Consider the following 23,907-nt stretch of genomic DNA (forward strand, 5'->3'; position numbering starts at 1 on the left):
CCGACCCGGTCAGAAGGCGCGGCAGGACCTGATATCCGAAGCGAGAATAGCTTTGGCTCCCAGGTCCGCCAGCTCGTCCATGACGCTGTTGTGCACCTTGCGAGACACCATTGCCCGCACCGCAACCCAGTTGTCGTCGACCATCGGTGAGAGCGTCGGGGATTCGATGCCGGGCGTGATCTTGACGGCCTCGTCAAGAATGGACTTCGGGCAGTCGTAATCGAGCATGAGGTACTGCTGAGCGAACACGACGCCCTGCACGCGAGCGATCAACTGCTTGCGAACCTTGTCGGTGTCCTCGCTACCTGCCCGCGAAATCAGAACACCCTCCGAATCGCACAGGGACTCACCGAACGCGACCAGATTGTGTTGCCGCAAGGTACGACCGGAGCCCACGACATCGGCGATGGCGTCGGCGACACCGAGCTGGATGGAGATCTCTACGGCGCCGTCGAGTCGAATGACCTCTGCTGTGAGTCCGCGACGAGCCAGGTCTGCGCGTACGAGGTTCGGGTACGAGGTTGCAATTCGGAGTCCGTCGAGGCTCTCCGCAGTCCATTCTTTTCCTGCCGGCGCAGCGTATCTGAAGCTGGATCGTCCGAAGCCGAGGGCCAAACGCTCATCGACCGGGGCACCTGAATCGAGAGCAAGGTCGCGGCCGGTGATGCCGAGGTCGAGCTCGCCGGAGCCGACGTAGATGGCGATATCTTTCGGGCGCAGAAAAAAGAACTCGACCTGATTGGCTGGATCGAGGACTGTGAGATCACGAGCGTCGGTCCGGCGCCGATATCCGGCCTCGGACAGAATCTCAGCGGCGGATTCGGAGAGCGAGCCTTTGTTGGGAACTGCTACACGCAACATGGAGTTTTCCTGTTCGGGGGTGTCGGTCGGGAATCGTCGGGGCGGAGCTCACAGATGTCGGTAGACATCTTCGAGTTCGAGGCCCTTACCCACCATCAACACCTGAACCCAATACAGAAGCTGGGAGATCTCCTCGGCGAGCGCTTCGTCGCTCTCGTGTTCCGCGGCGATCCACACTTCGCCTGCTTCTTCGAGGATCTTCTTTCCTTGCGCATGCACGCCTGCATCCAACGCAGCGACGGTGCCGGACCCCTCAGGGCGTGTCGCGGCGCGATCGGTGAGCTCGGCGAACAGGGATTCGAAGGTCTTCACGGGTTGTGATTCTTTCATGACGAAGTAGTAGAACGCGCATCGCACCACGCCGAGGAGAGTTCGTCGGCGGTGAGCCCGACGAGCGAGCTGCGTACGACATAACCCGCACGAGGGGTTACTGCGAGTTCGGAGGGCACAAAAAGCACGGAACAACCTGCGCGATGAGCGGACAACGATCCGGTCGGTGAGTCCTCGACAGCGAGGCAGTCCTCCGGAGCGACACCGAGCAACGAGGCCCCGCGGAGATAGGGCGCAGGATGCGGTTTGCCGGCCTCGACTTCGTCGCCGCTCACAGTGGCGTCGAAGTAGTCACGGCCGACGGTGTCCAACGCGTACTCGACCAGGCCCCGCTCGGTGTTGGTCACCAGAGCAGACCTGAGACCGAGATCGCGGACTAGCTGAAGAGCGTCCTTGGCACCGGGGCGCCACGAGATTCCCTCGGCGAACAACACAGCGACACGGTCGGTGAGCCAGTTCCTTGCGGTGGCCAGCGACCGGTCGGTCACCTCGGTGCCGGTGTGGGCGAACACTGTGCGGAGGGCGTCCTGCATCGAATTTCCGAGAGTGCTCTCGCGAACCTCCGGCGTCAGTTCACGTCCGAGATCGAGCGACAGTTCCTCGACCGCGACGTCCCAGATCTTCTCGGAATCGAGCAAAGTTCCGTCCATGTCCCACAGCACAGCCCGCAGACGGCGGTCAGAAGAGTCAGACATTGAAATACTTGGCCTCCGGGTGATGAAGAACGAATGCGTCCGTGGACTGCTCCGGATGCAGTTGTAGTTCTTCCGACAGCGTGACGCCGATCCGTTCGGGTTCGAGAAGTGCAGCCAACTTGATGCGATCCTCGAGGTCCGGGCACGCACCGTAACCGAACGAGTAACGCGCACCACGGTATTCGAGTTTGAAGTATCCCTCGGCCTCGGTCGGATCCTCGGCCGCAACACTCGCACCACTGGAAAGCTTCAGTTCCTCACGGACTCGACGATGCCAATACTCGGCGAGCGCCTCGGTCAGCTGCACACCGATGCCATGCACTTCGAGGTAGTCACGGTACGAGTCCGCAGCGAACAACTCGTTCGCGAAATCCGCGATCGGCTGCCCCATCGTGACCAGATTCATCGGAAGGACATCCACCTGACCCGATTTCGTGGCGTCTTCCCTCGACCGAATGAAGTCGGCGATGCACAGGAACCGATCACGATTCTGACGTGGGAAAGTGAACCGGAATCGTTCGGGCGCATCGACGCGCGGCTCGGTCAGTACGACGACGTCGTCACCTTCCGAGACCGCCGGGAAGTATCCATAGACGAGGGCAGCATGCGCGAGAATGCCGTCGGTGCTGAGACGATCCAGCCAATACCGTAGTCGCGGTTTGCCTTCCGACTCGACGAGGTCCTCGTACGTTGCTCCTTCGCCCTTTCGCGCGCCACGCAAACCCCACTGGCCGAGAAAGAGTGCGCGTTCGTCGAGGAGTTCGGAGTAGTCGGACAACGACACGCCCTTGACGATGCGAGTGCCCCAGAACGGCGGAGTCGGAGTCTCGATATCCGTCGCGACGTCCGAACGCTCCGGCACCACGATAGGAACCTCGTTCGCCTTGCGCTGCTCGGCGATTCGACGTGAACGTTCGTGGCGGGCCTTGCGCTCTTCCGTTTTCGCCTTGGCCGCCAACGCCTCCGGGCTGTCCGGCGCCGGCCCACCTCCACGCTTGGTCGTCATGATGGTGTCCATCAGGCTCAGACCCTCGAACGCGTCGCGGGCATAGTGGACATCGCCTTGGTAGACGTCCTGTAGATCGTTCTCGACATAGGAGCGCGTCAAGGCTGCGCCACCGAGCAGCACCGGAAACTTCTCGGCAACTCCCCTGTTGTTGAGTTCGATCAGGTTGTCCTTCATGACAACCGTGGATTTGACCAGCAGTCCCGACATGCCGATGACGTCGGCACGCTTGTCTATCGCCGCTTCCAGAATTGTCGCGATCGGCTGTTTGATCCCAAGGTTGACGACCTCGTACCCATTGTTGCTGAGAATGATGTCGACGAGGTTCTTGCCGATGTCGTGAACGTCGCCCTTGACGGTGCCGAGGACGATTCGCCCCTTGCCGTCGTCGTCCGACGCTTCCATGTGGGGTTCGAGGTACGCGACAGCGGCCTTCATCACCTCAGCGGACGCCAACACGAACGGCAGCTGCATCTGACCGGAGCCGAACAACACTCCCACGGTCTTCATGCCCGACAGGAGCGTTTCGTTGATGATCTCCAGCGGTGGCTTTTCCTTCATTCCCGCATCCAGATCCGCTTCGAGACCGTTGCGTTCGCCGTCGACGATGCGCCGCTCGAGCCGCTCGAACAGCGGCAAACGGCCAAGTTCTTCGGCACGAGACTCGCGCGCCGACGCCGCCGAAACCCCTTCGAAGAGCTGCATGAGCTTCTGTAGCGGGTCGTATCCCTCGGATCGACGGTCGTACACCAGATCGAGCGCAATCTCGCGATGCTCGTCGGGGATCTTGTTCATCGGCAGAATCTTCGATGCGTGCACGATGGCCGTGTCCAACCCGGCTTGGGTGCACTCGTGCAGAAACACCGAGTTGAGGACCTGCCGTGCAGCGGGATTCAAACCGAAAGAGATGTTCGACAATCCGAGCGTGGTGTGCACCCGGGGATAGAGTTCCTTGAGCTGGCGGATGGCCTCGATCGTTTCGATTCCATCGCGTCGTACTTCTTCCTGCCCAGTGGAAATCGGGAAGGTGAGTGTGTCGACGATGATGTCTTCCTGACGAAGACCCCAGTTGCCGGTGATGTCCTCGATCAGGCGTGCGGCGACGCGGACCTTCCACTCCGCGGTGCGTGCCTGACCTTCTTCATCGATGGTCAAGGCGACGACAGCAGCGCCGTGCTCCTTGACGAGCCGCATGATCTTCTGAAAACGCGAGTCCGGGCCTGCTCCGTCCTCGTAGTTGACCGAGTTGACTGCGCTGCGACCACCGAGATGCTCCAGTCCGGCTTTCAGTACGGCAGGTTCGGTCGAGTCGAGCATGATCGGCAAGGTCGATGCCGTCGCCAGACGACTGGCGAGTGCAGCCATGTCAGCGGCCCCGTCCCGGCCCACGTAGTCGACGTTCAGGTCGAGCATGTGTGCGCCGTCGCGAGTCTGGTCCTTGGCGATGTCGAGGCACTTCTCGTAGTCCTCGGCGAGCATCGCGTCGCGAAATGCCCTGGAGCCGTTGGAATTTGTACGCTCGCCGATCACCAGGATGCTGGAATCCTGTTCGAAGGCCACAGCCGAATAGAGCGAGGAAACACCCGGTTCCGGGGTGGGCGTGCGCTCCGCCTGACGGGTGCCGTGAACGAGATCGGCGACCTGACGAATGTGCTCGGGCGTCGTTCCGCAGCACCCGCCGACCAGTGATAGACCGTATTCGGAGACAAAGCCGCTCAGTGCGATCGCCAGCTCGGGCGCAGTCAGTGGATATTCGGCTCCCCTTGCTCCCAGAGTGGGTAGCCCGGCGTTCGGCATGACGGACACCGGCAACCTCGAGTGCTTCGACAGATGCCGAAGATGCTCACTCATCTCCGCGGGTCCAGTTGCGCAATTGAGCCCGATCATGTCGATACCGAGTGGCTCCAGCGCAGTCAGCGCTGCGCCGATCTCACTTCCGACGAGCATGGTGCCGGTGGTTTCCACGGTGACGTGCGTGATGATCGGAATGCGCGCACCCAGCTTGTCCATCGCGTGCTGGCTACCGATGATTGCCGCTTTGACCTGTAGCAGGTCCTGGCAGGTTTCAATGAGAATTGCATCGGCACCGCCGTCGATCATGCCGAGCGCGGCCTCGGTATATGCGTCACGTAGGCGTGCGAAGGGCGCGTGACCCAGCGTCGGAAGTTTGGTACCCGGGCCCATCGAGCCCAGCACGAATCGGTCCATCCCGTCGCGACCGGGGCCCATCTCGTCAGCCGTTTCACGCGCGAGGCGTGTCCCCTTCTCGGCCAGTTCGCGGATCCGATCCTCGATGTCGTAGTCCGCCAGGTTCGGAAGGTTGCAACCGAAGGTGTTGGTTTCGACGGCGTCTGCGCCCGCATCGAAGTAGGCGCGGTGGATCTCACGAAGTACATCGGGACGGGTGTCGTTGAGAATCTCGTTGCAGCCCTCGAGACCGATGAAGTCGTCGAGCGTCAATTCGGCGTCCTGCAACATAGTCCCCATCGCACCGTCACCGATGACAACGCGCGAACGAATCGCTTCCAGCAGACCGGTCTTGTGTAGCGCAGGCATTGCTACAGCCTAGTGGTCACACAGCGATACCCAAGACGGGCCGGGCTGGTCGTAGGCTGTCGTGGTGAGTCCCCGAAACAGCGACGGCAATATTCCAGCCGACAACGACGTTACAGAACGCGACAATTCAGACAACGCTGCAGAAGCGCTGCTCGAAGCCGTCTCCGACGCTGTGTCCAATTCCACATCGTTATTCGTCCCCGAAGACGAAAATTCGGACGTCGAGCCGGAGCTTCCCACGCTGCGCGACCCGATTCTGGTGGCCGCATTCGAGGGCTGGAACGACGCGGGGGACGCAGCGAGTGGCGCGGTCGAGCATCTGGAATTGATCTGGGATGCCAGTCCGTTGGCCGAGCTGGACTCCGAGGACTACTACGACTACCAGGTGAACCGTCCGACGATTCGACAAGTAGAGGGCGTCACGAGAGAAATACAGTGGCCGTCGACGCGCTTGTCGGTGTGCTCGCCCCCCGGCAGCAGCCGGGACGTCGTGTTGCTGCGCGGTATCGAACCCAACATGCGCTGGCGAAGCTTTTGCGACGACCTGCTGGAGTTCATCGAGCAGCTCGGCGTGGACACCGTGGTCATTCTCGGCGCTCTGCTCGCAGACACCCCCCACACCCGACCTGTACCGGTGACGGGAAGCGCGTACAGCGTCGAGGCCGCCGAGCGTTTCAACCTCGAGCAGACTCGATACGAGGGGCCGACTGGCATCACCGGTGTCCTTCAGGACGAATGCGTCAAGGCAGGCGTTCCGGCCGTCTCGTTCTGGGCAGCCGTGCCGCACTACGTGTCGCAGCCACCCAACCCCAAGGCGACCGTGGCGTTACTCCAGCGCGTCGAGGATGTACTGGATATCGAAGTTCCGCTCGGTGAGCTCCCTTCCCAGGCCGAGGACTGGGAAGAGGCCGTCAACGAGATGACCGCGGAGGACGAGGAGATCAGCGAATACGTTCGAACGCTCGAGGAGCGCGGGGATGCCGAGGTGGACATCAGCGATGCGATCTCGAAGATCGACGGCGACGCCATCGCAGCCGAGTTCGAGCGTTACCTTCGACGTCGGGGGCCCGGGAACTTCGGGCTGTAGCGGGACTCGGTCCGGGTCGCAGTTGCAGGCCCGAGCGCAACCGCACAGCGACAGAACGATCATCGTGAGGTCTTTCTGACCCCTACGTAACGTCAACGCAGTGGGAGTGCAACCCCGACGCGGCACCGTGGCGTCATGGCCAGCACACCGCGATTTCTCCAGGGCGTCTTCCCGTTCACCGGGCACGGGCTGAGCAAGCCCGAGTCGATAGATCCGTCGACCAGGTTCGTCGTTCCATCCGGGGCTACCGCTCAACCGCTGTACTTTCGTGGCGGTAATTCGAGCGAAGAGCTGGTGGTCGTGACCTTGCTGAGGGACGGGCAGCCCATGCGGATGTTCCCCATGGGCTCCAAGAGCGGGGTCAACATCGCGCTTCGTGTCGTCGAGGACGTGGATCCGGATTCCGTCCTCGAGCTCGTCGTGGCGGCGCCGGAAGGGACGACCGGCGAAGTCGTCGTCGACTTCGGTTTGGTGCTGATCTGATGAGTGCAGACGCGATGGGTGGCGGGAAAACCGCCGTGAGGAAGTTGCTCGTAGTCGGGAACGGTATGGCGGGCGCACGCACAGTCGAGGAGATCCTCAAACGCGGCGGAAGCACACTGTTCGACATCACGATGATCGGCGACGAGCCGTACGGCAACTACAACAGGATCATGCTGTCGCACGTGTTGTCCGGTGAAGCCGGCATCGACGACGAAGATCTGCTTCTCAATCCGATGAGCTGGTATCGCGAAAACGGTGTCACGCTGTATGCGGGCGACCGTGCCGTCTCGCTGGATCGGTTCGCCAAGTCCGTGGTGTGTGAAAGTGGTCGAACTGTCGCGTACGACGTCCTGATCATCGCCACCGGTAGCAACACGTTCTTTCCGAACATGGACGGGCTTCGTGAGAGCGACGGTCGCCTCGCCCGCGGGGTGTTCGGATTCCGGACCATCGCCGACACGAACGGCATGTTGCAGATGGCGGAGGCTCAGGACGACGTCGCTGCGGTCGTGATCGGCGGCGGACTGCTCGGATTGGAAGCTGCGTACGGTCTTCGAACGCAAGGCTTGGACGTCGATGTCGTGCACTCGCCCGGCCACCTGATGAACCAGCAGTTGGACGAACGCGGTGGACGGGTACTGCGCAACAAGATCGAAGCACTCGGCGTCGGTGTGCACACCTCCAAACGCACAACTTCGGTCTTGCGTACCAGCGAGGGCACAGTGGCCGGTGTGGGCTTCAACGACGGCACCTCACTTGCCGCCGACATGATTGTCGTGACCGCCGGAATCCGTCCCAATGTCGAATTCGCACGCGGGGGCGGACTGGTGATCGAACGCGGAATCGTGGTGGACGATCAACTGCGCTGCGAGGACGAGGGGTCGATCTTCGCAGTCGGTGAATGCTGCCAACATCGCGGTGAGGTGTACGGCCTCGTAGCCCCGCTGTGGGAACAAGCCGTCGTCCTCGCCGATCATCTGACCAATGCGAATCCTACTGCGGCATATCATGGTTCACGCCTGACAACTAAACTCAAAGTGGCCGGTGTCGACGTGGCAGCAATGGGAGTCAAAGGACCGGAGCGTGAGGACGACGAATTCGTCCAGTTCTACGAACCACGCAGCGGAACGTACAAGAGCGTCGTTGTCCGCGACGGCAAACTCATCGGTGCCACGCTTCTCGGGGACATCAGCAAAGCGAACTTTCTGACGCAGGCGTTCGACGAGAAGGTTCCGCTTCCCGAGGAACGAATCAGCATGTTGTTCGACATGGGAACCCCGACAGCGGCAACCGGTGCAGCCGAACTGGCCGACGACGTCCAGGTGTGCAACTGCAACGGCGTCACCAAAGGTCAGATCGTCGCCTGCGTTCACGCAGGTGCCACGACAATGAGCGACGTCACCGCCAAGACCCGCGCAGGTAAGGGGTGTGGTTCCTGCAAGGGCCTCGTCGCCGATATCTTGTCCTGCGCTGCCGGAGGCGCAGTCGCCGCCGACCCCGCCGCCGACTGGTACGTGCCGTCCATCCCGTTGGCAAAGCCGCAATTGATCGACATCATCAGAGAGCGCGACCTACGTTCGGTGTCGCAGGTATTTCGCGAACTCGCTGCGGGTGGCCGTGAAGATGCGAGCGCGAAGATGCCACTCGCATCTTTGCTGCGAACGATCTGGGGACCGGACTGGGTAGACGAACGGGGTGCGCTCTTCATCAACGATCGCGTCCACGCCAACATTCAGCGTGACGGCACCTTCTCGGTCGTTCCGCAGATGAAGGGCGGGGTCACTACCCCGGATCAACTTCGCAAGATCGCCGACGTCGCCGACAAATATCACGTTCCGCTGGTCAAGGTCACCGGCGGGCAGCGCATAGATCTGCTCGGAATCAAGAAGGAGGATCTACCCAAGGTCTGGGGTGACCTCGACATGCCGTCCGGGTTCGCGTACGGCAAAAGCATGCGAACCGTGAAAACGTGCGTCGGCAGCGACTTCTGCCGCTTCGGCCTCGGTGATTCGACGGCGCTGGGCATCGCACTCGAAGAGCGCTTCCAGGGACTCGAGACCCCCGGCAAACTGAAGCTGGCCGTCGCCGGATGCCCGCGAAACTGTTCCGAAGCACTGTGCAAGGACTTCGGTGTCGTGTCCGTCGGCGAGGACAAATGGGAGCTCTATGTCGGCGGAGCCGCGGGTGCCCACATCAGGAAGGGCGATCTGTTGGCCACGGTCGTCGGCGGCGAGGAAGTTCTGCGGATGGCAGGGAGATTCATCCAGCACTACCGAGAGACGGCGCAGTGGCTCGAGCGAACATATGCGTGGGTTCCCCGGGTCGGGCTGGACGAGCTTCGTCGAATTCTGGTCGAGGACGGTGACGGAATCGTCGCTGGACTCGAACAACGCATGCAAACATCGGTGGACGGGTACCGGGATCCCTGGCAGGACCGGGCCGAACCCAAGTCGCCTGCGCAGTTCACACCGTCCTTGCCGCTCCTTCCTCTCCCCCAGGTACCGGTCCGATGAGCGTGCCGGTAGGCCCTGTCGAAGACCTGACACCAGGTGAGGGCCGCGCCTACATCGTCGACGGGAGGCAAGTAGCGGTATTCCTCCTCCAGGATGGGAGTGTGCGCGCCATGGACGCGGTGTGCCCGCACAAAGGTGGGCCATTGGCGGACGGTCAGATCGACGGCTCGGTCGTGATGTGCCCGATGCATCAATACGCGTTCTCTCTCGACGACGGCACCTGTCCGAGCGGAATCGCCTCCGTACGAACATATCCCGCAGTAATCGTCGATGGAAAGGTCATGGTGGAGGTGTAGCGGCACCCGCATTTCTTTCGCGACCAACCCCATACCGATCACCGTCAGCCGATCGAGGTGCCGTCCGGCATGATCGCCCCGGTGAGATCGGCACCGTCCAGGATGGCGGTGACGATCTTCGCCCCCGTCAGGTTGGCTTTCCCAAGGTAGGCACTGATCAGGGTGGCACCCGAGAGGTCGGCGTCGCCGAGGTAAGCGCCGGTCATGTACGCGCCGGATAGGTCCGCTCCAGTGAGATCCGCATGCCCGAGGAAGGTCCAGGTAAGGAACGTCATAGTCAGGTCGGCTCCCCTCAGGCGGGTGCGCGTGAGATACGCACGGGCAAAGTTGGCGTCGTGAGCGAACGCGCCGGTGAGATCGGCTCTCGACAAGTCGGCGCCCACGAACTCGGCCGAGGTCACATTGGCGCCCACGAATGAGGCATCGGTGAGATCGGCGCCCGACATGTCAGCGCCGGTCAAGTTCACGCCCGCTAGATTCGCGCCTGCCAGGCTTCGACCCGCCAGGTCGGCGTCGACAAGGCTGACGCTTCCCGGATTGCCAAGTACCCGAGCAGCATTCCAAGCCGCAACATCGAAGTGGAGCAAGTCGAGCCGATGCGCCCGCGTTGTCGATGTCATCGAACCTCCGAATAGGACGACAATGGCGGCGAATCACCACCATCCATCAGGACAGTCACCGTCACCGTCACCGTCACGTTGACGCTGTCAACCTAGCAATGGCTTGTTGACGGCGTCAACCTTCTTCTATCCTGACGAGATGCAAGAACGGGCCCGGGACACACGTCGTGCTTTGATCTCCGCAGCCAGCGAACTCCTCGCGCGGGGCGGACCGGCTCACGTCACACTGAGAGCGGTGGGCGCGGCCGCCGACGTATCGCGTACCGCGCCATACCGTCACTTTCGAGACAAGGACGACCTGCTGAGTACGGTGGCAGTCGAGAGCCTGACCTTCTTGAGAGCTGAAATGCAGCGTGCGGCAGCAAATTCCGATGCCGCCTCCACTCCGTTGTTCCGTGCCTGCCTTGCCTATGTCCGCGTCGCCTGGGAATGCCCCAACCATTACCGGCTCGAGTTCGGAGGCGACTACGCGTTCAAACCGAGCGGGGTGCTCGAGGTGGCCGCCGTCGACTTCAACCAATACTTCCAGGAACTCGTCATCGAGGCGCAGCAGAGCAACACCCTCATCGCCGACGACATCCGAGACGTCGGTCCACTGCTCTGGGTCATGCTGCACGGACTTGCCATGTCCAACCACCTGGTTGCCGACCAACCATGCGAGACCGGTACAGGCTATGGGGCTGAGGATTTGCCGCGTGTACTCGCCCTGGCCCTGCGAAATCTGGCCCCACGATGAGCCTCACCCCACCCCTGGATCGGATCGAACCGGGATGGGGTGACTCTTCCGACTGCGCAAGACACGAACCAGGGGGGCCAAAGGCAGCGAATAACGAGTTCCGGGAAGGCTGGTGAGACTTCAGGACGCGGTCAGGAAAAGCTCAGTGGCGCTGTCAGACAAGGAACTCGAGGCTGTAGGTCACCAGAAGACAACAGCCGATGTTCGCATTGCTCTGCCCAGTCGTCCTACGCAACCACGGCTTTCCATGGTTAAGTGCTATCTGGTGGCGTCTCTCATTCGTTTCCTAATGAGGCACGTAGAGTCGAGACATTTCGTTGACGTTGTGCGGCGATGACCAAGGGGGACGAAGTGTCGAAGTTTGCGCGGTCGCTCGACAGTGAAGTCCTTCAGCGATGGGCAGCTACGGCCGCCTCAATTGGCTTCCAAATGTTGGTGCTGCCTTCCCGCGTGAATCAGGCAGTCGAACATCACACGGGCTGCTTCTCTCGGGGTCGCTGGTGTCCTGATGACGTACCCGCGATCAATTTCGCAGCTGAAAGCCTTTCTTTTGCAAGAGAAGATGCCCGACAGGTGTTGCGCCAGGGTCTATCGAACTACGGCGCTGAACGGCTGCGGCCCTATGTCAAGGGCGCGGCCGACCCAGTAGTCTCGGATTGATGCAGTGCATCGAATACTCGACCACCATGCCGGTCTTACGCGTCCAAGCCAAGGGAGCGACGTCGATGACCGCAAGTGCTCCAACCGGGGCGCTGCTTACGCCTACAGTTGAAGGCGCCAACGTGATTGCTGCAGCCTTCGACATCAACGATCGTTCTGTCGAACGACACATACAGGTATGCGTTGAAGTCCTGGCCTCGGCTCCCAGCCGGTCAGACATCGATCAGTGGGACACAGTTGAAGAAGTAGACGTCGATGTCAACGGCCCACTTGAGGTCACGGACGGTTTCGGAACTCGGTTCGAGTCTCTCTCGCGCGAGATCGGCGCGAACGGTGGTCTGTCGCGGATCCGTGTGGCAGCCCGGGCGCGTTCCGGTGACCGCCCTCGCGTACAAATCGCAATCTGGAGAACGCAGACCCGTACCCAGTTGACGCAACTACGCCATGTCGACGGTGTCGACCTGTCCAACTTCGGTTCTCGGGCGGCACCTGTTGAGCCCGAGACCACGACAGAGACCGACATCGATGTCCAAAACCCTGCAACTTCCGAGCTGAGTCCGACCCCACCAGTACCTCTGCACGCCGCGTGGCGCGAGGTTGCGGACACACTTAGCGGTGTCGCGGGCCCTCTCGAAGGCTTACTTCCTGAAGTGTCGACCGACCCTGCCTCGTCTCCTGTTGATGCCCAGGCAGAGCTTGCAGGGTGGTTCGATCTGATGAACAGGCTCGATGGGGAAACACGCCAGATTTTACTTCCGGGTCTCGTTCTCTTGACGAGTACCGAATCAGAACGCGTGCGTGATCTATCGGTTCGATCGTGGAATTTGGCGAGCGGGGATGTACTGGGGAGGCCACAATCGACCGCGGCAGTACCAGTCCACCGGTTCGTCACTCGATTCGTTCCGATTGCAGAGCGCGATGCCAGTGTCTTGGTGTTCGACACTCGTGAAGGCGAACATCATGGCTGCGTGGTACTTTTCGACAAAACCGAAGCAGATTCCGCAGGTCCGAGATTTCAATCGATCGGTGCCTTGCTACACGACTTGTCGGCGTCGATCGACACTGCAGGCCCTTTCCTCGGAGCTATTCCTCGGATTACTGGTGGGCGACTCACTTGGGAGTGGGTGTGATTTCGCGGACCGTTTCAATTCTGTGTGTCGTCGCCTTGGGCTCAGCCGCTTGCTCCGGGGATGTCGAGGAGGGGGTCCAAGTCGATCCTGCGTCGGTGTCATGCGCCGCCGCCCGCCCCGACGCGGGCGAATTGGGTACGTGGAGCCGCGCTGCAGGGCTAGACGACCGCGAGGGGTATGAGCGTCTTCTCGTTGCCGAGTGCGGTATTGCTGACCCTGAACCGGCTTCATTCGCGAGTTACGACCAAGACGATGGGCAGCGAACTCTCGGGCTTCATCTCCAGACTTTCTGCCAACCTTTCGAGGTAGCGGTCGAAGAGGAGGAAGACGTTGTCTCAGTGTGGGTTCGCACGACGGCAGTAGAAGATCTCACCGCGGTCTGTGCCGGTGATTACGATGCTCGGCTGGGTACGTATGTAGTGACCCTTGCGGGCGATCTAGGCGACCGCAAGGTTCTGCCCGGGTAGTGGGGTCGACACCACTCAGGGGCGAATCTGAGGCGGGGCCTGCGCATCTTCGCGCAGGCCCCGCCTTGTCCAATCGGTCAGTTCACCAAGATATAGAATGGATCACCCTGCCTGATTCTGTTTTTCGTGTAAACCATGATGCCAGGGCCCCGGCGCTGCTGTTCTGCGAAGCCGGGATCATGCATACGCTGTAGCCGCTGTTGTTCACGGTCGAGCCCCACAGCGTGATGTCCGATGGTTTCCTGTTCTGAGTATCGAAGCAATTGTTGAACGTACGTCCGTTCATTGCTCGCGTCGCTCCTTCAGTGGTCGATGCAGACGGATACTCGTCGCAGCTCTTGCCCCTTTTTACGTGGCCCTGCAACGTTGCCGCACGACGCATTTCGGTGCTGGTTGATCTTTGTGGTGTCCGTCTCGCGGTGGAGCGGCGACGATGATGCAAAAGCTGCCTGGCAGTCCGGATTGCTGTGCGCTGGTCACTTGGTTCCTGAAATCGCCCAGCGATGTCGAGCTGCCGCAAGCTGTCCACCCCGATGGTCTGGCTAGGGTTTTTGAAGGTTCCCCACCACACGGACGCTGTTGAGGAAGTTCCGGGGAGTGCGTTGAGAACCAGATTGCGGCTGTTACTGCCCGTCTCAGCAGTACAGGGCACAGTTCCAATCGGCGAGCTGATGTCCGAGAACGAGCACTTTGCCCGGCCTATGACCGCCGCTAGGTTCCGTCCTCCCGTTGTCGAGGACGTCGATCGAGATCGAATCTGGGAATGAAGTCTTGTTATAGCTCATCACCATCTGCCGAGTAATCCGAGCAGTGAGGCAGCCACTGTCTGCTCCTTCTGGGTCCTATTGATACCAAACGAGCAAGATCACATTGTTTCTCCTGGTGCCCGCACCTCGTGGTGGTTGGTTCGGGCCGAGTCAGTTCACGGGCGGCGGGATGATGCGTACCGATCGCGGCGGGCTGCAACGGTGAAGCCGCATCGACGAGCGGCCGCCACCAGCGGCTCGGGGTTCGCGTCGGTCGACCAGGTGGCCTCCCCCGCTTCCCCGAACAGTCCGACGGCGTTGGGGTTCGGCCGGGTGCTGAACCGGGTCTGGTAACGGATTCCGGCGAAGGTGGCCGAGAACGCCGCCGCCCATTCTTGCGGCACTCCGTACGGGGTCATGGACTCGAGCTCCCTGGTCAGGCCGAAGTCTGCGGCGGTACCCGCGCACGTGTCGGCCAGCTGATGCTCGTGCGGCACGGCCAAGGTAGACAGGCATCGGGTAGCGGCGAAGGCGTCACTGACGACCCCGGTTCTCGCCAACGTCTCTCCGACGGTTTCCCGGATCGCGGTGAGTTCGTCGAATGTGAGGTAGCAGGTGCCGTGTGGCTGTGTCAGGTCGCAGCGGCCTCTGCCGGAGGAGGCGAACCACCATGGTCCGTTCCCGGTGCTGTGTCCACGGATCAGTGGCTGCGCGGCGGTGAGCTCGCAGCCGGGGAACCTGAACAGCGAGCGCAGCGGCGGGCCGAGAGCGACAGTGTCGCGGTGGCTCACGCAGCCCACCGTTGTGTGTCGGCGCTGGCAAGCGCCACGACGATCTCGTGAGTGCGGCCGTCGGCGATCCACTCGGCTGCGCTGCGGCCATCGAGTTCGGGCTGCGGGCTGCGTAACCAGACTGCGCAGGTCCAGGGGTCAGCGGCAGCGCGCAGCGTCGACCACAGGGGAACCAGGCGCGGATGCACTGTTCCCGAGTCCGTGAATTGCCAGGTGAAATAGGCCCATTGACCTCCGTCGAGTCGGCAGGCGATCACGGCGCCGGCGGCGACAGCCTTGTTGATTGCTTGGCGGCTTATGCCCCACCACTGGGTAAGGCCGGTGGGTTGTAGAACGGGCCGACGAGCTGGTTGTAGATGCCGCTGATGGGCAGTGCCGCGGTCATGGAACGGGCGATCGATTCGACGTCGTCGAAGACGTCGGTGGGAACACCGGCAGCGCGGGATGCGCCAACGGCAGCGAACTGCAGTACACGGCAACCCTCGATGCGCGACGCGCGCATTTCACTCACCCCCCGGCCAACGCCTACCCTGTTCCAGTGAGCGATTCAGACGACAACGCACGTCTCGGTGCCGCGGCAGCGTTTCTGCAGGAAGATCGCCTCAAACTCTTCGCATTCACGGTCGCGGAAAAACACAACGAATATCTTTGGGTGCTTCGTGCCTTCGACATCGCCCGCGCCAACTATGTCGTTCTTCTACATGCGGCCGAGATTGCGGACACGCTGGCCAGGAATGCCCCCGAAGACGCGCGGCTCACCCCGGCCGAAATCGCACCGCTGCTCGAGCAGCTTCATACCTGGGAGCTTCTCGAGCGCAGCTACGACGGATCACGCGCCGCTACGTTGGCCGAGTACCGCAACCGCCATTACGTCTACCAATTCAGCCAGGCCGGCTACAAGGCGTTTCGAGCCGTCGAGGACGTGCTCGGTGCCAGGCTCGACGACGCATCACTGTCCCGGCTCGTCCTGCCTGAGCTGCTCGCCGACATGCACGAGTTGGCCGAGGCGAACCGTCAGGCCGACGGTGACCGCATCTACCGCAAGCTCAGCCGACTCGACTCGACACTCTCCGAAATGGCCACTCGGGCGGCGCATTTCTATCTGGTCCTCGGCGACCTCGTCCGCACCACCGAGATCACACCCGAATCGTTTCTGGTCCACAAAGATGCACTCCTGACGCATATGCGTGAGTTCAGCTCGGACCTGACGCGGTACGCCCCGAAGTTGGCGGAGGCCATCGCCGTCGTCGAATCGACATCCATCTCGACGCTGATCGAACGTGCCGCAATCAGTGACGAGCGGGTCTTTCTGACCATCGACGAGCGTCGTGCCGACTGGCAGGCGCGGTGGTCGGGTCTATCTCATTGGTTCGTGGCTGCGGAGGCCGAACTCAGTGAGTCCGAACGACTACGTGAAGGCACGATGAGCGCCATTGCCGCGGTGTTGTCGCTGCTTCGACGGGTAACCGAGACGCGCAGAGGTGGTGTGAGCCGCGAGAGTCAACTCCGTCACCTCGCAGGTTGGTTCGCCAACACTGCCACCGAGGACAGTGCGCACGCACTTTTCCATGCCGTGTTCGGTCTCGGCAGGCCCCGTCATCTGTCCATGGTCCACCCGGATGCGGACATCATTCCCACATCTCGATCCTGGTGGGAAGCCTCTCCCGTCGAAATCTCACGCACCTTGGCGGAAACCGGTCGCGCGCCGTCGCCCGGCCTGCCTGGCCGCGTCCAACGCAACGACGGCGGGATTCGTCGCCTCCGCGAACAGCAACTCGCCACGCAACGCACTCGCAGTGCCGCAGCTCGATCTCTGGCCTCGGTAGGTGTGTACGACCGGACGCTGAACGAGGAGGAGACCGAAGTGCTGTTGAGTTTGCTCAATGCCGCGCTCACCGCCCGGGTCCGGGTGAGTGGTCGTACGTCCGGCTCGACGGGTTCGGACAGTGGTGTGAAATTGACACTGAGCGACTCCGAAATATCGACCGTCGTCCGCACGACGCGTGGACGGTTACATCTGGATCGGCTGCAACTCGAGGTTGCGGATGTGACGCGCCGATGAGAGCACGCGAAATACCTTCTCTGGCACTCGATTCCTATCAGCGTGCGGCGCGCGTTGCGTTGGCGAACCATCTGGTGACGGCGACGTACCCGGACCGGATCGCTCTTCCACTTCTTCGTAGATGGGCAACGGAGCTTCGCGAGGATCTTCTCGAGTTGTTCGGCTATCGCCTCGAGGTCACCGAAACGACAGCCCGCTTGTTTCCGGTTCTCGACGCGCTCGATTCGACCCAGCCTGCCCGAACCGCCTCGGACCGCGTCTTCGATCGACGCAGATACGCCTACCTGGCGTTGTCCTTGGCTGCGCTCGGCCGAGCAGGCAATCAGATCACGCTCTCCGAACTCGCCGACCACGTAGCCGCCGAGGCAGGCCAGGTGGACGGTGTGGAACTTGCGACCGACCGCGCTGCGGACCGAGATGCGTTCGTCGACGCTGTCGGCTGGCTGGCCGCGCGGGGCGCGATATCGCTCGCCGATGGTGATGCAGGCGGCTGGGCGAACAATCCGGCTTCGGGTGAGGCTCTCTACGACATCGAGCGATCGGTGGTAGTGGCGATGTTCCGTCCCCCCAGAGCCGTTCAGCACCTCCGTTCGGTCACCGGTCTGCTCGTCGGTTCCGACGAGCAGACCGAAGACAGCGATGAGGACGGGCAATCCCGGCCGCCGATAGATCCCAAGGAGACTCTCAAAAAGGTGCGTCGTGCATTGGTCGAGCATCCCGTCGTCTATTTCGACGATTTCGATCAGGACGGTCGCACCGCACTCACTGCAGTACGGACAGTCGCCGACGTCGAATTGCTGACCGGTCTGATCGCCGAGCGTCGCGCCGAGGGCGTCACGTTGATCGATACATCCGGGCGGATGTCGGACCTCCGATTCCCCAGCACAGGAACGATCGCTCAAGTCGCGCTGCTTCTGGCCGGTGAGATATCGGACCGGGTGATCGATCCCGATGCCCTCGAATTGGCACGCCATCCGATTCCCGAAAACGGCGACCTGATCGACCTCATCGACTCGGCAATACCTGGAGGTGGGGTTTTCGACGACCTCGCCGAGTTCGGTGGGCGAGGTCGAACCGGTGAAAGCTCTACTACCGAGCTTTACCCTTTCGTGGAGAACAGTTGGGTGAACGGCGCGGTCTCCGACCTGGTCGAGAGGTACGGACGCACGTTCGCGGCCCAATGGCAGGCCGACCCGATCGGTCTCGGTGAGCGAGCGGTCGGCATGCTCCATCGACTCCGGCTGGTGCACATCATGTCCGGCGGGATACTCGTTCTCCCCGTCATCGCTCGCTACCGTGATGTGGTGATCAGTGTGCGAGACCGGATACCCCAGGATTTTCTCTTCGATTCCACAGAATTCGACGGCACAGAACCGAGTTCGCATTCTCACACCACGGAAACCGAGGCGCACTAGATGACCGCACATGCTCAGCGCTTCCGCCCGACCCGCGCCGGAATCATCAATCTGTGGGACTACCGCGATCAGGAATTCTCCTTTGCCGACGGTCGCCTCGTGTTACGTGGACCGAACGGCTCGGGAAAGACCAAAGCGCTCGAGGTTCTGTTTCCGTTCGTGCTCGACGGACGAATCGAGCCGAGGCGGTTGAACCCGTTCGCCGGTGAAGAGCGCACGATGAAGTCCAACCTTCTCTATCGCGGCCAGGAGAGCGCGCACTCCTATGTATGGATGGAGTTCGGGCGGGGCTCACGCGAGGATCCCGAGTCCGTCACTGTTGGTATCGGAATGCGCGCAAGTCGACAGAACGACAAGGTAACTCGCTGGTACTTTGTCGCCGATGGCCGTGTCGGCGTGGACTTTTCGCTCCTGGGTTCCGATGATCGGCCGCTGACCAAGAAGCAGCTTGCCGATCGACTCGGCACCGACGCGCTTTCCGACCGGCCGGTCGACTACCGAGCGGCCATCGACGCTCGGATGTTCGGTCTCGGCTCGCAGCGTTACGACCAATTGATCAATCTGATCTTGACGTTGCGTCGTCCGCAATTGGCAAAGAACTTGGATCCCAAGGGGCTCTCTCAGGCACTGACCGACGGTCTGCGCCCGCTGGACGAGCAACTGGTTCTCGAAGCAGCGCGCTCGTTCAGTGACATGGAAGAGGTCGGTCGCGCGCTCGAAGGCTTGACTCGGGCAGATCAGGCCGCCACAACCTTCGTCGGCGTGTACGCGAAATACCTTCGAGTGCAAGCTCGCTCGGACGTGGAACAGATCAGCCGCAGACTCGAGTCCGTTACCCACGCAACCACGGCGCACTTCGCGGCCGCGGCGCTGAAGGAACGCCGGCTGTCCGAGCGCGCTGCCGCGGAGAAGCGATTCGACGACGCCGAACGAAGTCTGGACCAAGCTCTCGCCGACCGCGAAACATTGCAGCGATCGAGTGCCTACGAAGGCAAACAGCAACTCGACGATCTCGCCGAATCGGCAGCGAAGCTGAAGATCTCCGCCGCCCAGCAGTCCGAGCGTGCCGGTAAAGCGCAGGCGGATCTGGCGCAGCGTTCCACCGAGGCCATCGACGCCGAAAGCTCGGTACGCGACTCGGTCGCCGCACTGACACGCGCCGAGGACGATCTCCAGATTGCTGCCGAGGACGCCGGCATCGCGTGGGCGTCGATGCCGGCCAGTGCGCGCACCGACCAGTTCAGCACGGCACTGCGCGGTCACGCCGAGGAACGTGACGGTGATGTGCGTGCCGTCCGCGATGCGCTCAGCACCGTCGAAAAGGCGATGACCGAACGCGCCCGTGCAGACAGAAGCGCCTCGCGTGCAAGAGAATTACTCGAAGCTGCTCGCGCGTCGGTCACCGAAGCCGAAGCTGCCGTGGAGTTGGCTCGTGCGCAGTATGCGTCGGGACTCCGGTCCTGGTGGGCCGAGAACTCGGCCCTGTACTCGGCTGCTGGAATCACCGTCGCCGCATTCGATTCCCTCGACGCTGCGGTACCTCACATCGGCGAGGACGACGCACCGAGCCTGGATGCCGTCCTTGCCGAGGCTTCGGCCGAGGGCCTCGAGAACGTGCGCGGACGGCGGACGCAGGCGGGTGCCGCCGCTGCAGCGCTGACCGAAGAACTGGCATCGATGCGTGCCGAACATGACCTCGTCACTGCTCAACGCGACGATGCTCCCCCATCGTTCGCAGCTCGTACGTCCTCGCGTGACGGGCTTGTCGGAGCGCCGCTGTGGCAACTCGTTCGATTCGCCGACGGCGTGGAACCTGCTGTAGCTGCTGGTGTCGAAAGCGCATTGCAGGCTGCGAACCTTCTCGACGGATGGATCTCGCCGACCGGCGCTCTCGGGTCCATGGAGTCGGACCAATTTCTGGTCGGCGTACCGAAAGCCGAGCGTCCGACGGGCCGCACGCTGGCTGACGTCCTCGAGGTCGAACCTGGAACGGACGTGCCAGAGGCCGTGGTGCGCGATGTACTGACCTCGATCGCACTGCTGGAGGAAACTGGCGCATCGAAGAATGCGGTGACCTCGATCGGCATCGACGGGCGCTACTGGCAAGGCGTTCAACGGGGACGTCACGTCAAGCCGGATGCGGAATACATCGGGGCTACTGCCCGTGCGCGTCGTCGGGCTACGCGGCTCGCCGAACTGGACACCTCGATCGAAACGGCCAGCATGTCCTTGGCGGCCGCCCGCGAAGAGGAGCAGTCGGCGGCCGAACTCCTGCGCGGCCTCGCGGTTGCTGCGAAGAATTTGCCGAAGGTCTCCGGAATCGTCAAGGCGCAGAAGACTGTCACCGAGTCGGCGGGCGCACTTCGTACCTCACAGGCAGGTTCCACGGCCGCGGACAGCGAGCTCGACCAGGCTATCGCGGAGCTCTCGGCGAAAGAGAGACACCTGCGGAGTACCGCGGTCGCCCACCGAACTCCCCATAGCGCACGGGATATCGACTCACTCGCTGCAGCGATCCGGCACTTCGAGAATCAGGGTGGTCTCGTCCTTCGTCGCCGAGGCGAACACGTTCGCGAAGCCGAGCGGGCACGCGAAGCACAGAACCGATTGGAAGAATCCACCGGCCTCGCCGAGGAGTTGGCCGAGGAGTCCGCGATCGCACAGGAAAACCATCTCCAACAGGTTCAGCGGTTGGACATCCTCACCGAGAAACTCGGATCCACTGCCGAACAGATCAACGCCGACCTGGAGAAGGCACGCGACAAGATCGAAGCATGCAAGGTCGAGCAACGAGCAGCACGCAAAGCGGACAAGGAAGCCGGAGAGGCGATCGGTAAGGCCGAAGGTGCATGCAACACAGCCCAGGAGGGTCTGCGCGCCGCGCTCACCGAGACGCTCGACGACACAGCACGCCTCGCCCCGTATGCCCGCAAGGATCTACTCGCCATCCTTGGTGTGCACGAGCTCTATTCCTGGCCATCGTCCGACTCCGCGTGGCTCACTGTCGAACAGATCCTCTACCGAATTCAGAGTGCCTCGTCACCTGATGAGGAGATTTCGGTGCTGCCACCGGTGGTGCACCAACTTCACTCGGCGCTCGACGAGGCCACCGCGTCGGTCAAGGCCGGCGACTCCTACCGCAAGAGCACGCGGACTGCGTTGACCGGTGCTCTGCAGGAATTCGACTCACAGCTGGCGTCGTCCGGGCAGGACTACCGGTTGCAGTGGGACGCACCAGACGGATTGACCATCGTTCGTGTGCAGGACGAGCAGGGATTCACCTCGGTCGGCGAGTTCGCACACCGTATCGGCGACGCGCGGTCGAATCAGGAGACGTTGCTCACCGAACACGAGCGTCGAATTCTCGAGGATGCACTGTTGACCGGCTTGGCGCAGCAAATCCACGAACGCACCGTCGATGCCCGCGAGCTCATCGCGCAGATGTCTTCCGAGATGAAGCAACGGAAGATGTCCTCTGGCAACACGATCGGTGTGCATTGGGTCCTCGCGGACAATCTCGACGAAGGCGCACGAGCGATCTCGAAGCTACTCGATCGTGACGCGTCCGGACTGAATTCGGACGACCTCGCCTCCATGCGAGCACATTTCGCGTCCGAGATCAGAATCGCGCGTGCGGCACACCCGGAGCGTTCGTACCCCGAGATTCTGGCCTCCACGCTCGACTACCGCCGTTGGCGGGTCTTCTCGTTCACGCTCATTCGCGGCGACGGTACCGAGGATCGCCTGACGGTCGCGCGACACAGCGCGTTGTCCGGCGGTGAGCAATCGGTGTCTCTACATCTACCGTTGTTCGCGGCCGCGCACGTCATGCTGTCCTCGGCCGATCCGCACGCACCCCGGCTGCTGGCACTCGACGAAGCCTTCGCCGGCGTCGATGACAACGGTCGTAGTGAACTGCTCGGGCTCAGCGTGCAGTTCGATCTGGATCTGTTCATGACGGGCTACGATCTGTGGATCACCTACTCCGATGTCCCCGGGTGTGCGCACTACGACCTTGCGCATTCGACAGCGGAAAACACTGTCAGCGCAGCGTTACTCGTCTGGGAGAACGGTGAACTGTTCGCCGAACACGATGGTTCCGATCTAGCCGCCGCCCTGGGTTCGCCGTTGACACGACGCGTGCCCACTCACGCCGAAGGCGGTCTCGAATTTGTCCGGTAACGAAGAACTCGGATGGCGAAACACGCCGGAACTCGACGCACTCTTGGCCGCCGCGCGCAAGAAGTTGGAGTCGAACTACCTGAAGGTCGGTGGCAACATCACCGTGCACCTGGGTGAGCCGGCAGAGTTGTGGCGATTGTGCAGTGCAATCTCTCGATCCAGTACCGGCCTGCACAGCCGCGCCCAGACTACAAAACTCGATCTCGCCCGTTTCGACGAATGGCTCGCCCACCCACGAAACGGTGGGATCGGCTTGATCGCAACTCTCGACGCCGTCGCTCCGCTACAGGACAGAAAACAGATCGCATCCGACAAGGCCGAGGTCAAGGCCACTGCACTCGCCGACGCGCGGGCTCTACTCGCCGAAACAACCGACGACGACTGGGCCGAGCATTGGTTGTCCTCGCTGCTGAATCAGGATGGCACACTCGGAGGACGCGTGGCCGTCGACGCCTTACGGGTGGCTGCACGGGTGTTGGCGTGCCTTCCCGTCGACGGCTTGTCGTTGACCGAACTCGCCGAATACGCGTGCGGGGACACCAAGGCACTGTCCTCCGGTGGTGCCCCACGTCTGGTTCTCGACGCACTTTCGCTCCGCGAAGGAATACCCCGTCCAGTCGACCCCGTCGGCATTCGGCTGCTGTGGGAAACTGCCGGAGTCTCGGTCGACGCACTGTCCAGCAGGGTTCTGGTGTTCGGGTATCGAGTCGACGAATCACATACCGTCGGACGGTGGCTGAACGACGCTGCAGACGCCGGGATTCCGTTCCCACTCACCCTCGACATGGCCTCGCGCGGTCCGCTCACCAACGTCGCAGATCGAATTTACGTGTGCGAGAACGTCGCAGTCGTCGCGGCGGCCGCTCGATCGTTGGGAAGTCGTTCTGCGACTCTCGTCTGCACCGATGGCCAGCCGTCGGCTGCGCTGCACAAACTACTCTCGGGCGTGCGGGCAGGCACGGAACTTTTCTGGCGCAACGACTTCGATTGGCCAGGCCTGCAGATGACCGCCCGCGCCCGCTCGCGCTACAACGCAGTCCCGTGGCGGATGGATGCGCAGTCGTATGTTCGTGCGCTGGACGCGCGAAATTCCGAACCGTTGAAAGGTCATCCGGGGCCGAGTGAGTGGGATCCTGATCTTGCGTCGGCGATGCACGAGTCGGGACGCGCGGTAATGGAAGAGCGTCTCGTGCCCGACCTTCTCCTCGACCTGGCGTAGTCCGGTGGGGACGGCTGATCCCGGGCAATGAAAGCCCCGGGATCACTGCCGG

Annotated in this window: 18 protein-coding genes; 10 read left to right on the forward strand and 8 right to left on the reverse strand. The window is 62.2% G+C overall.

Going from position 1 to position 23,907, the window contains the following annotated elements:
• Positions 1 to 9: 9 nt before the first annotated feature.
• Genes hisG through metH form a run of 4 tightly spaced genes read right to left on the reverse strand, consistent with a single transcriptional unit; the run spans position 10 to position 5,448 of the window.
• Entirely contained in the window at positions 10 to 861 is an 852-nt protein-coding gene (hisG, locus tag H2510_RS00185; RefSeq protein WP_084348888.1) for an ATP phosphoribosyltransferase, read from the reverse strand.
• A 48-nt stretch (positions 862 to 909) separates the two neighbouring features.
• Positions 910 to 1,191, reverse strand: coding sequence for a phosphoribosyl-ATP diphosphatase (locus tag H2510_RS00190; protein WP_179142431.1), 282 nt, complete (start codon positions 1,189 to 1,191; stop codon positions 910 to 912).
• Positions 1,188 to 1,886: an HAD family phosphatase gene (locus tag H2510_RS00195; RefSeq protein WP_186626433.1), complete on the reverse strand. Its 699-nt coding sequence runs from the start codon at positions 1,884 to 1,886 to the stop codon at positions 1,188 to 1,190. The genes H2510_RS00190 and H2510_RS00195 overlap by 4 nt, the downstream gene beginning before the upstream one ends.
• Entirely contained in the window at positions 1,879 to 5,448 is a 3,570-nt protein-coding gene (metH, locus tag H2510_RS00200) for a methionine synthase (RefSeq protein WP_186626434.1), read from the reverse strand. Before metH ends, H2510_RS00195 begins: the two co-directional genes overlap by 8 nt.
• Before the next feature lie 172 nt (positions 5,449 to 5,620).
• Between metH and H2510_RS00205 the strand changes: the two genes are divergently transcribed.
• The 4 genes from H2510_RS00205 (at position 5,621) to H2510_RS00220 (ending at position 9,827) form a co-directional block, all read left to right on the forward strand.
• Entirely contained in the window at positions 5,621 to 6,535 is a 915-nt protein-coding gene (locus H2510_RS00205) for a PAC2 family protein (protein ID WP_186627040.1), read from the forward strand.
• A 135-nt stretch (positions 6,536 to 6,670) separates the two neighbouring features.
• Entirely contained in the window at positions 6,671 to 7,018 is a 348-nt protein-coding gene (locus H2510_RS00210) for a molybdopterin oxidoreductase (protein WP_186626435.1), read from the forward strand.
• The gene (nirB, locus tag H2510_RS00215) at positions 7,018 to 9,531 is read left to right on the forward strand and encodes a nitrite reductase large subunit NirB (protein ID WP_261392655.1); all 2,514 of its coding nucleotides are present in this window, start codon (positions 7,018 to 7,020) and stop codon (positions 9,529 to 9,531) included. The genes H2510_RS00210 and nirB overlap by 1 nt, the downstream gene beginning before the upstream one ends.
• On the forward strand, positions 9,528 to 9,827 hold the full coding sequence (locus tag H2510_RS00220; RefSeq protein ID WP_186626436.1) for a Rieske 2Fe-2S domain-containing protein: 300 nt from the start codon (positions 9,528 to 9,530) through the stop codon (positions 9,825 to 9,827). The genes nirB and H2510_RS00220 overlap by 4 nt, the downstream gene beginning before the upstream one ends.
• 44 nt (positions 9,828 to 9,871) lie before the next feature.
• Here H2510_RS00220 and H2510_RS00225 read toward each other — a convergent pair whose 3' ends face one another.
• Positions 9,872 to 10,447 (reverse strand): pentapeptide repeat-containing protein, encoded by a 576-nt coding sequence (locus tag H2510_RS00225; protein WP_186626437.1) that lies wholly within the window; start codon positions 10,445 to 10,447, stop codon positions 9,872 to 9,874.
• A 139-nt stretch (positions 10,448 to 10,586) separates the two neighbouring features.
• Here H2510_RS00225 and H2510_RS00230 point away from each other — a divergent pair, with 139 nt between their 5' ends.
• Positions 10,587 to 11,183, forward strand: coding sequence for a TetR/AcrR family transcriptional regulator (locus H2510_RS00230; protein ID WP_186626438.1), 597 nt, complete (start codon positions 10,587 to 10,589; stop codon positions 11,181 to 11,183).
• A 659-nt stretch (positions 11,184 to 11,842) separates the two neighbouring features.
• Entirely contained in the window at positions 11,843 to 12,973 is a 1,131-nt protein-coding gene (locus H2510_RS00235; RefSeq protein WP_186626439.1) for a hypothetical protein, read from the forward strand.
• A 1,389-nt stretch (positions 12,974 to 14,362) separates the two neighbouring features.
• Here H2510_RS00235 and H2510_RS00245 read toward each other — a convergent pair.
• Genes H2510_RS00245 through H2510_RS20660 form a run of 3 tightly spaced genes read right to left on the reverse strand, consistent with a single transcriptional unit; the run spans position 14,363 to position 15,479 of the window.
• A complete protein-coding gene (locus tag H2510_RS00245; RefSeq protein WP_261392656.1) occupies positions 14,363 to 14,977 on the reverse strand; it encodes an RES domain-containing protein in 615 nt (204 codons plus the stop codon).
• Positions 14,974 to 15,234 carry a hypothetical protein gene (locus H2510_RS00250; protein ID WP_261392657.1) on the reverse strand — a complete coding sequence of 87 codons (261 nt, stop codon included), beginning with the start codon at positions 15,232 to 15,234 and terminating at the stop codon, positions 14,974 to 14,976. The genes H2510_RS00245 and H2510_RS00250 overlap by 4 nt, the downstream gene beginning before the upstream one ends.
• Before the next feature lie 38 nt (positions 15,235 to 15,272).
• Entirely contained in the window at positions 15,273 to 15,479 is a 207-nt protein-coding gene (locus H2510_RS20660) for a hypothetical protein (RefSeq protein ID WP_261392658.1), read from the reverse strand.
• 84 nt (positions 15,480 to 15,563) lie between these two features.
• On the opposite strand from H2510_RS20660, the gene H2510_RS00255 reads away from it, so the two are divergent.
• Genes H2510_RS00255 through H2510_RS00270 form a run of 4 tightly spaced genes read left to right on the forward strand, consistent with a single transcriptional unit; the run spans position 15,564 to position 23,855 of the window.
• Positions 15,564 to 17,039: a TIGR02677 family protein gene (locus H2510_RS00255; protein ID WP_261392695.1), complete on the forward strand. Its 1,476-nt coding sequence runs from the start codon at positions 15,564 to 15,566 to the stop codon at positions 17,037 to 17,039.
• Positions 17,036 to 18,454: a DUF2398 family protein gene (locus H2510_RS00260; RefSeq protein WP_186626442.1), complete on the forward strand. Its 1,419-nt coding sequence runs from the start codon at positions 17,036 to 17,038 to the stop codon at positions 18,452 to 18,454. The genes H2510_RS00255 and H2510_RS00260 overlap by 4 nt, the downstream gene beginning before the upstream one ends.
• The gene (locus H2510_RS00265) at positions 18,455 to 22,636 is read left to right on the forward strand and encodes a TIGR02680 family protein (protein WP_186626443.1); all 4,182 of its coding nucleotides are present in this window, start codon (positions 18,455 to 18,457) and stop codon (positions 22,634 to 22,636) included.
• Complete coding sequence (locus tag H2510_RS00270) at positions 22,626 to 23,855, forward strand: DUF2399 domain-containing protein (protein ID WP_186626444.1); 1,230 nt, start codon at positions 22,626 to 22,628, stop codon at positions 23,853 to 23,855. Before H2510_RS00265 ends, H2510_RS00270 begins: the two co-directional genes overlap by 11 nt.
• Positions 23,856 to 23,907 lie beyond the last annotated feature (52 nt).

Origin of the sequence: Rhodococcus sp. BP22 (genome assembly GCF_014281965.1) — a bacterium.
Lineage (GTDB): Bacteria > Actinomycetota > Actinomycetes > Mycobacteriales > Mycobacteriaceae > Rhodococcoides.

Coding starts and splice junctions, on each gene's coding strand:
- hisG (WP_084348888.1), bottom strand. CDS start 861: ATGTTGCGTGTAGCAGTTCCCAACAAAGGCTCGCTCTCCGAATCCGCC.
- H2510_RS00190 (WP_179142431.1), bottom strand. CDS start 1,191: ATGAAAGAATCACAACCCGTGAAGACCTTCGAATCCCTGTTCGCCGAG.
- H2510_RS00195 (WP_186626433.1), bottom strand. CDS start 1,886: ATGTCTGACTCTTCTGACCGCCGTCTGCGGGCTGTGCTGTGGGACATG.
- metH (WP_186626434.1), bottom strand. CDS start 5,448: ATGCCTGCGCTACACAAGACCGGTCTGCTGGAAGCGATTCGTTCGCGC.
- H2510_RS00210 (WP_186626435.1), top strand. CDS start 6,671: ATGGCCAGCACACCGCGATTTCTCCAGGGCGTCTTCCCGTTCACCGGG.
- nirB (WP_261392655.1), top strand. CDS start 7,018: ATGAGTGCAGACGCGATGGGTGGCGGGAAAACCGCCGTGAGGAAGTTG.
- H2510_RS00220 (WP_186626436.1), top strand. CDS start 9,528: ATGAGCGTGCCGGTAGGCCCTGTCGAAGACCTGACACCAGGTGAGGGC.
- H2510_RS00225 (WP_186626437.1), bottom strand. CDS start 10,447: ATGACATCGACAACGCGGGCGCATCGGCTCGACTTGCTCCACTTCGAT.
- H2510_RS00230 (WP_186626438.1), top strand. CDS start 10,587: ATGCAAGAACGGGCCCGGGACACACGTCGTGCTTTGATCTCCGCAGCC.
- H2510_RS00235 (WP_186626439.1), top strand. CDS start 11,843: ATGCAGTGCATCGAATACTCGACCACCATGCCGGTCTTACGCGTCCAA.
- H2510_RS20660 (WP_261392658.1), bottom strand. CDS start 15,479: ATGCGCGCGTCGCGCATCGAGGGTTGCCGTGTACTGCAGTTCGCTGCC.
- H2510_RS00260 (WP_186626442.1), top strand. CDS start 17,036: ATGAGAGCACGCGAAATACCTTCTCTGGCACTCGATTCCTATCAGCGT.
- H2510_RS00265 (WP_186626443.1), top strand. CDS start 18,455: ATGACCGCACATGCTCAGCGCTTCCGCCCGACCCGCGCCGGAATCATC.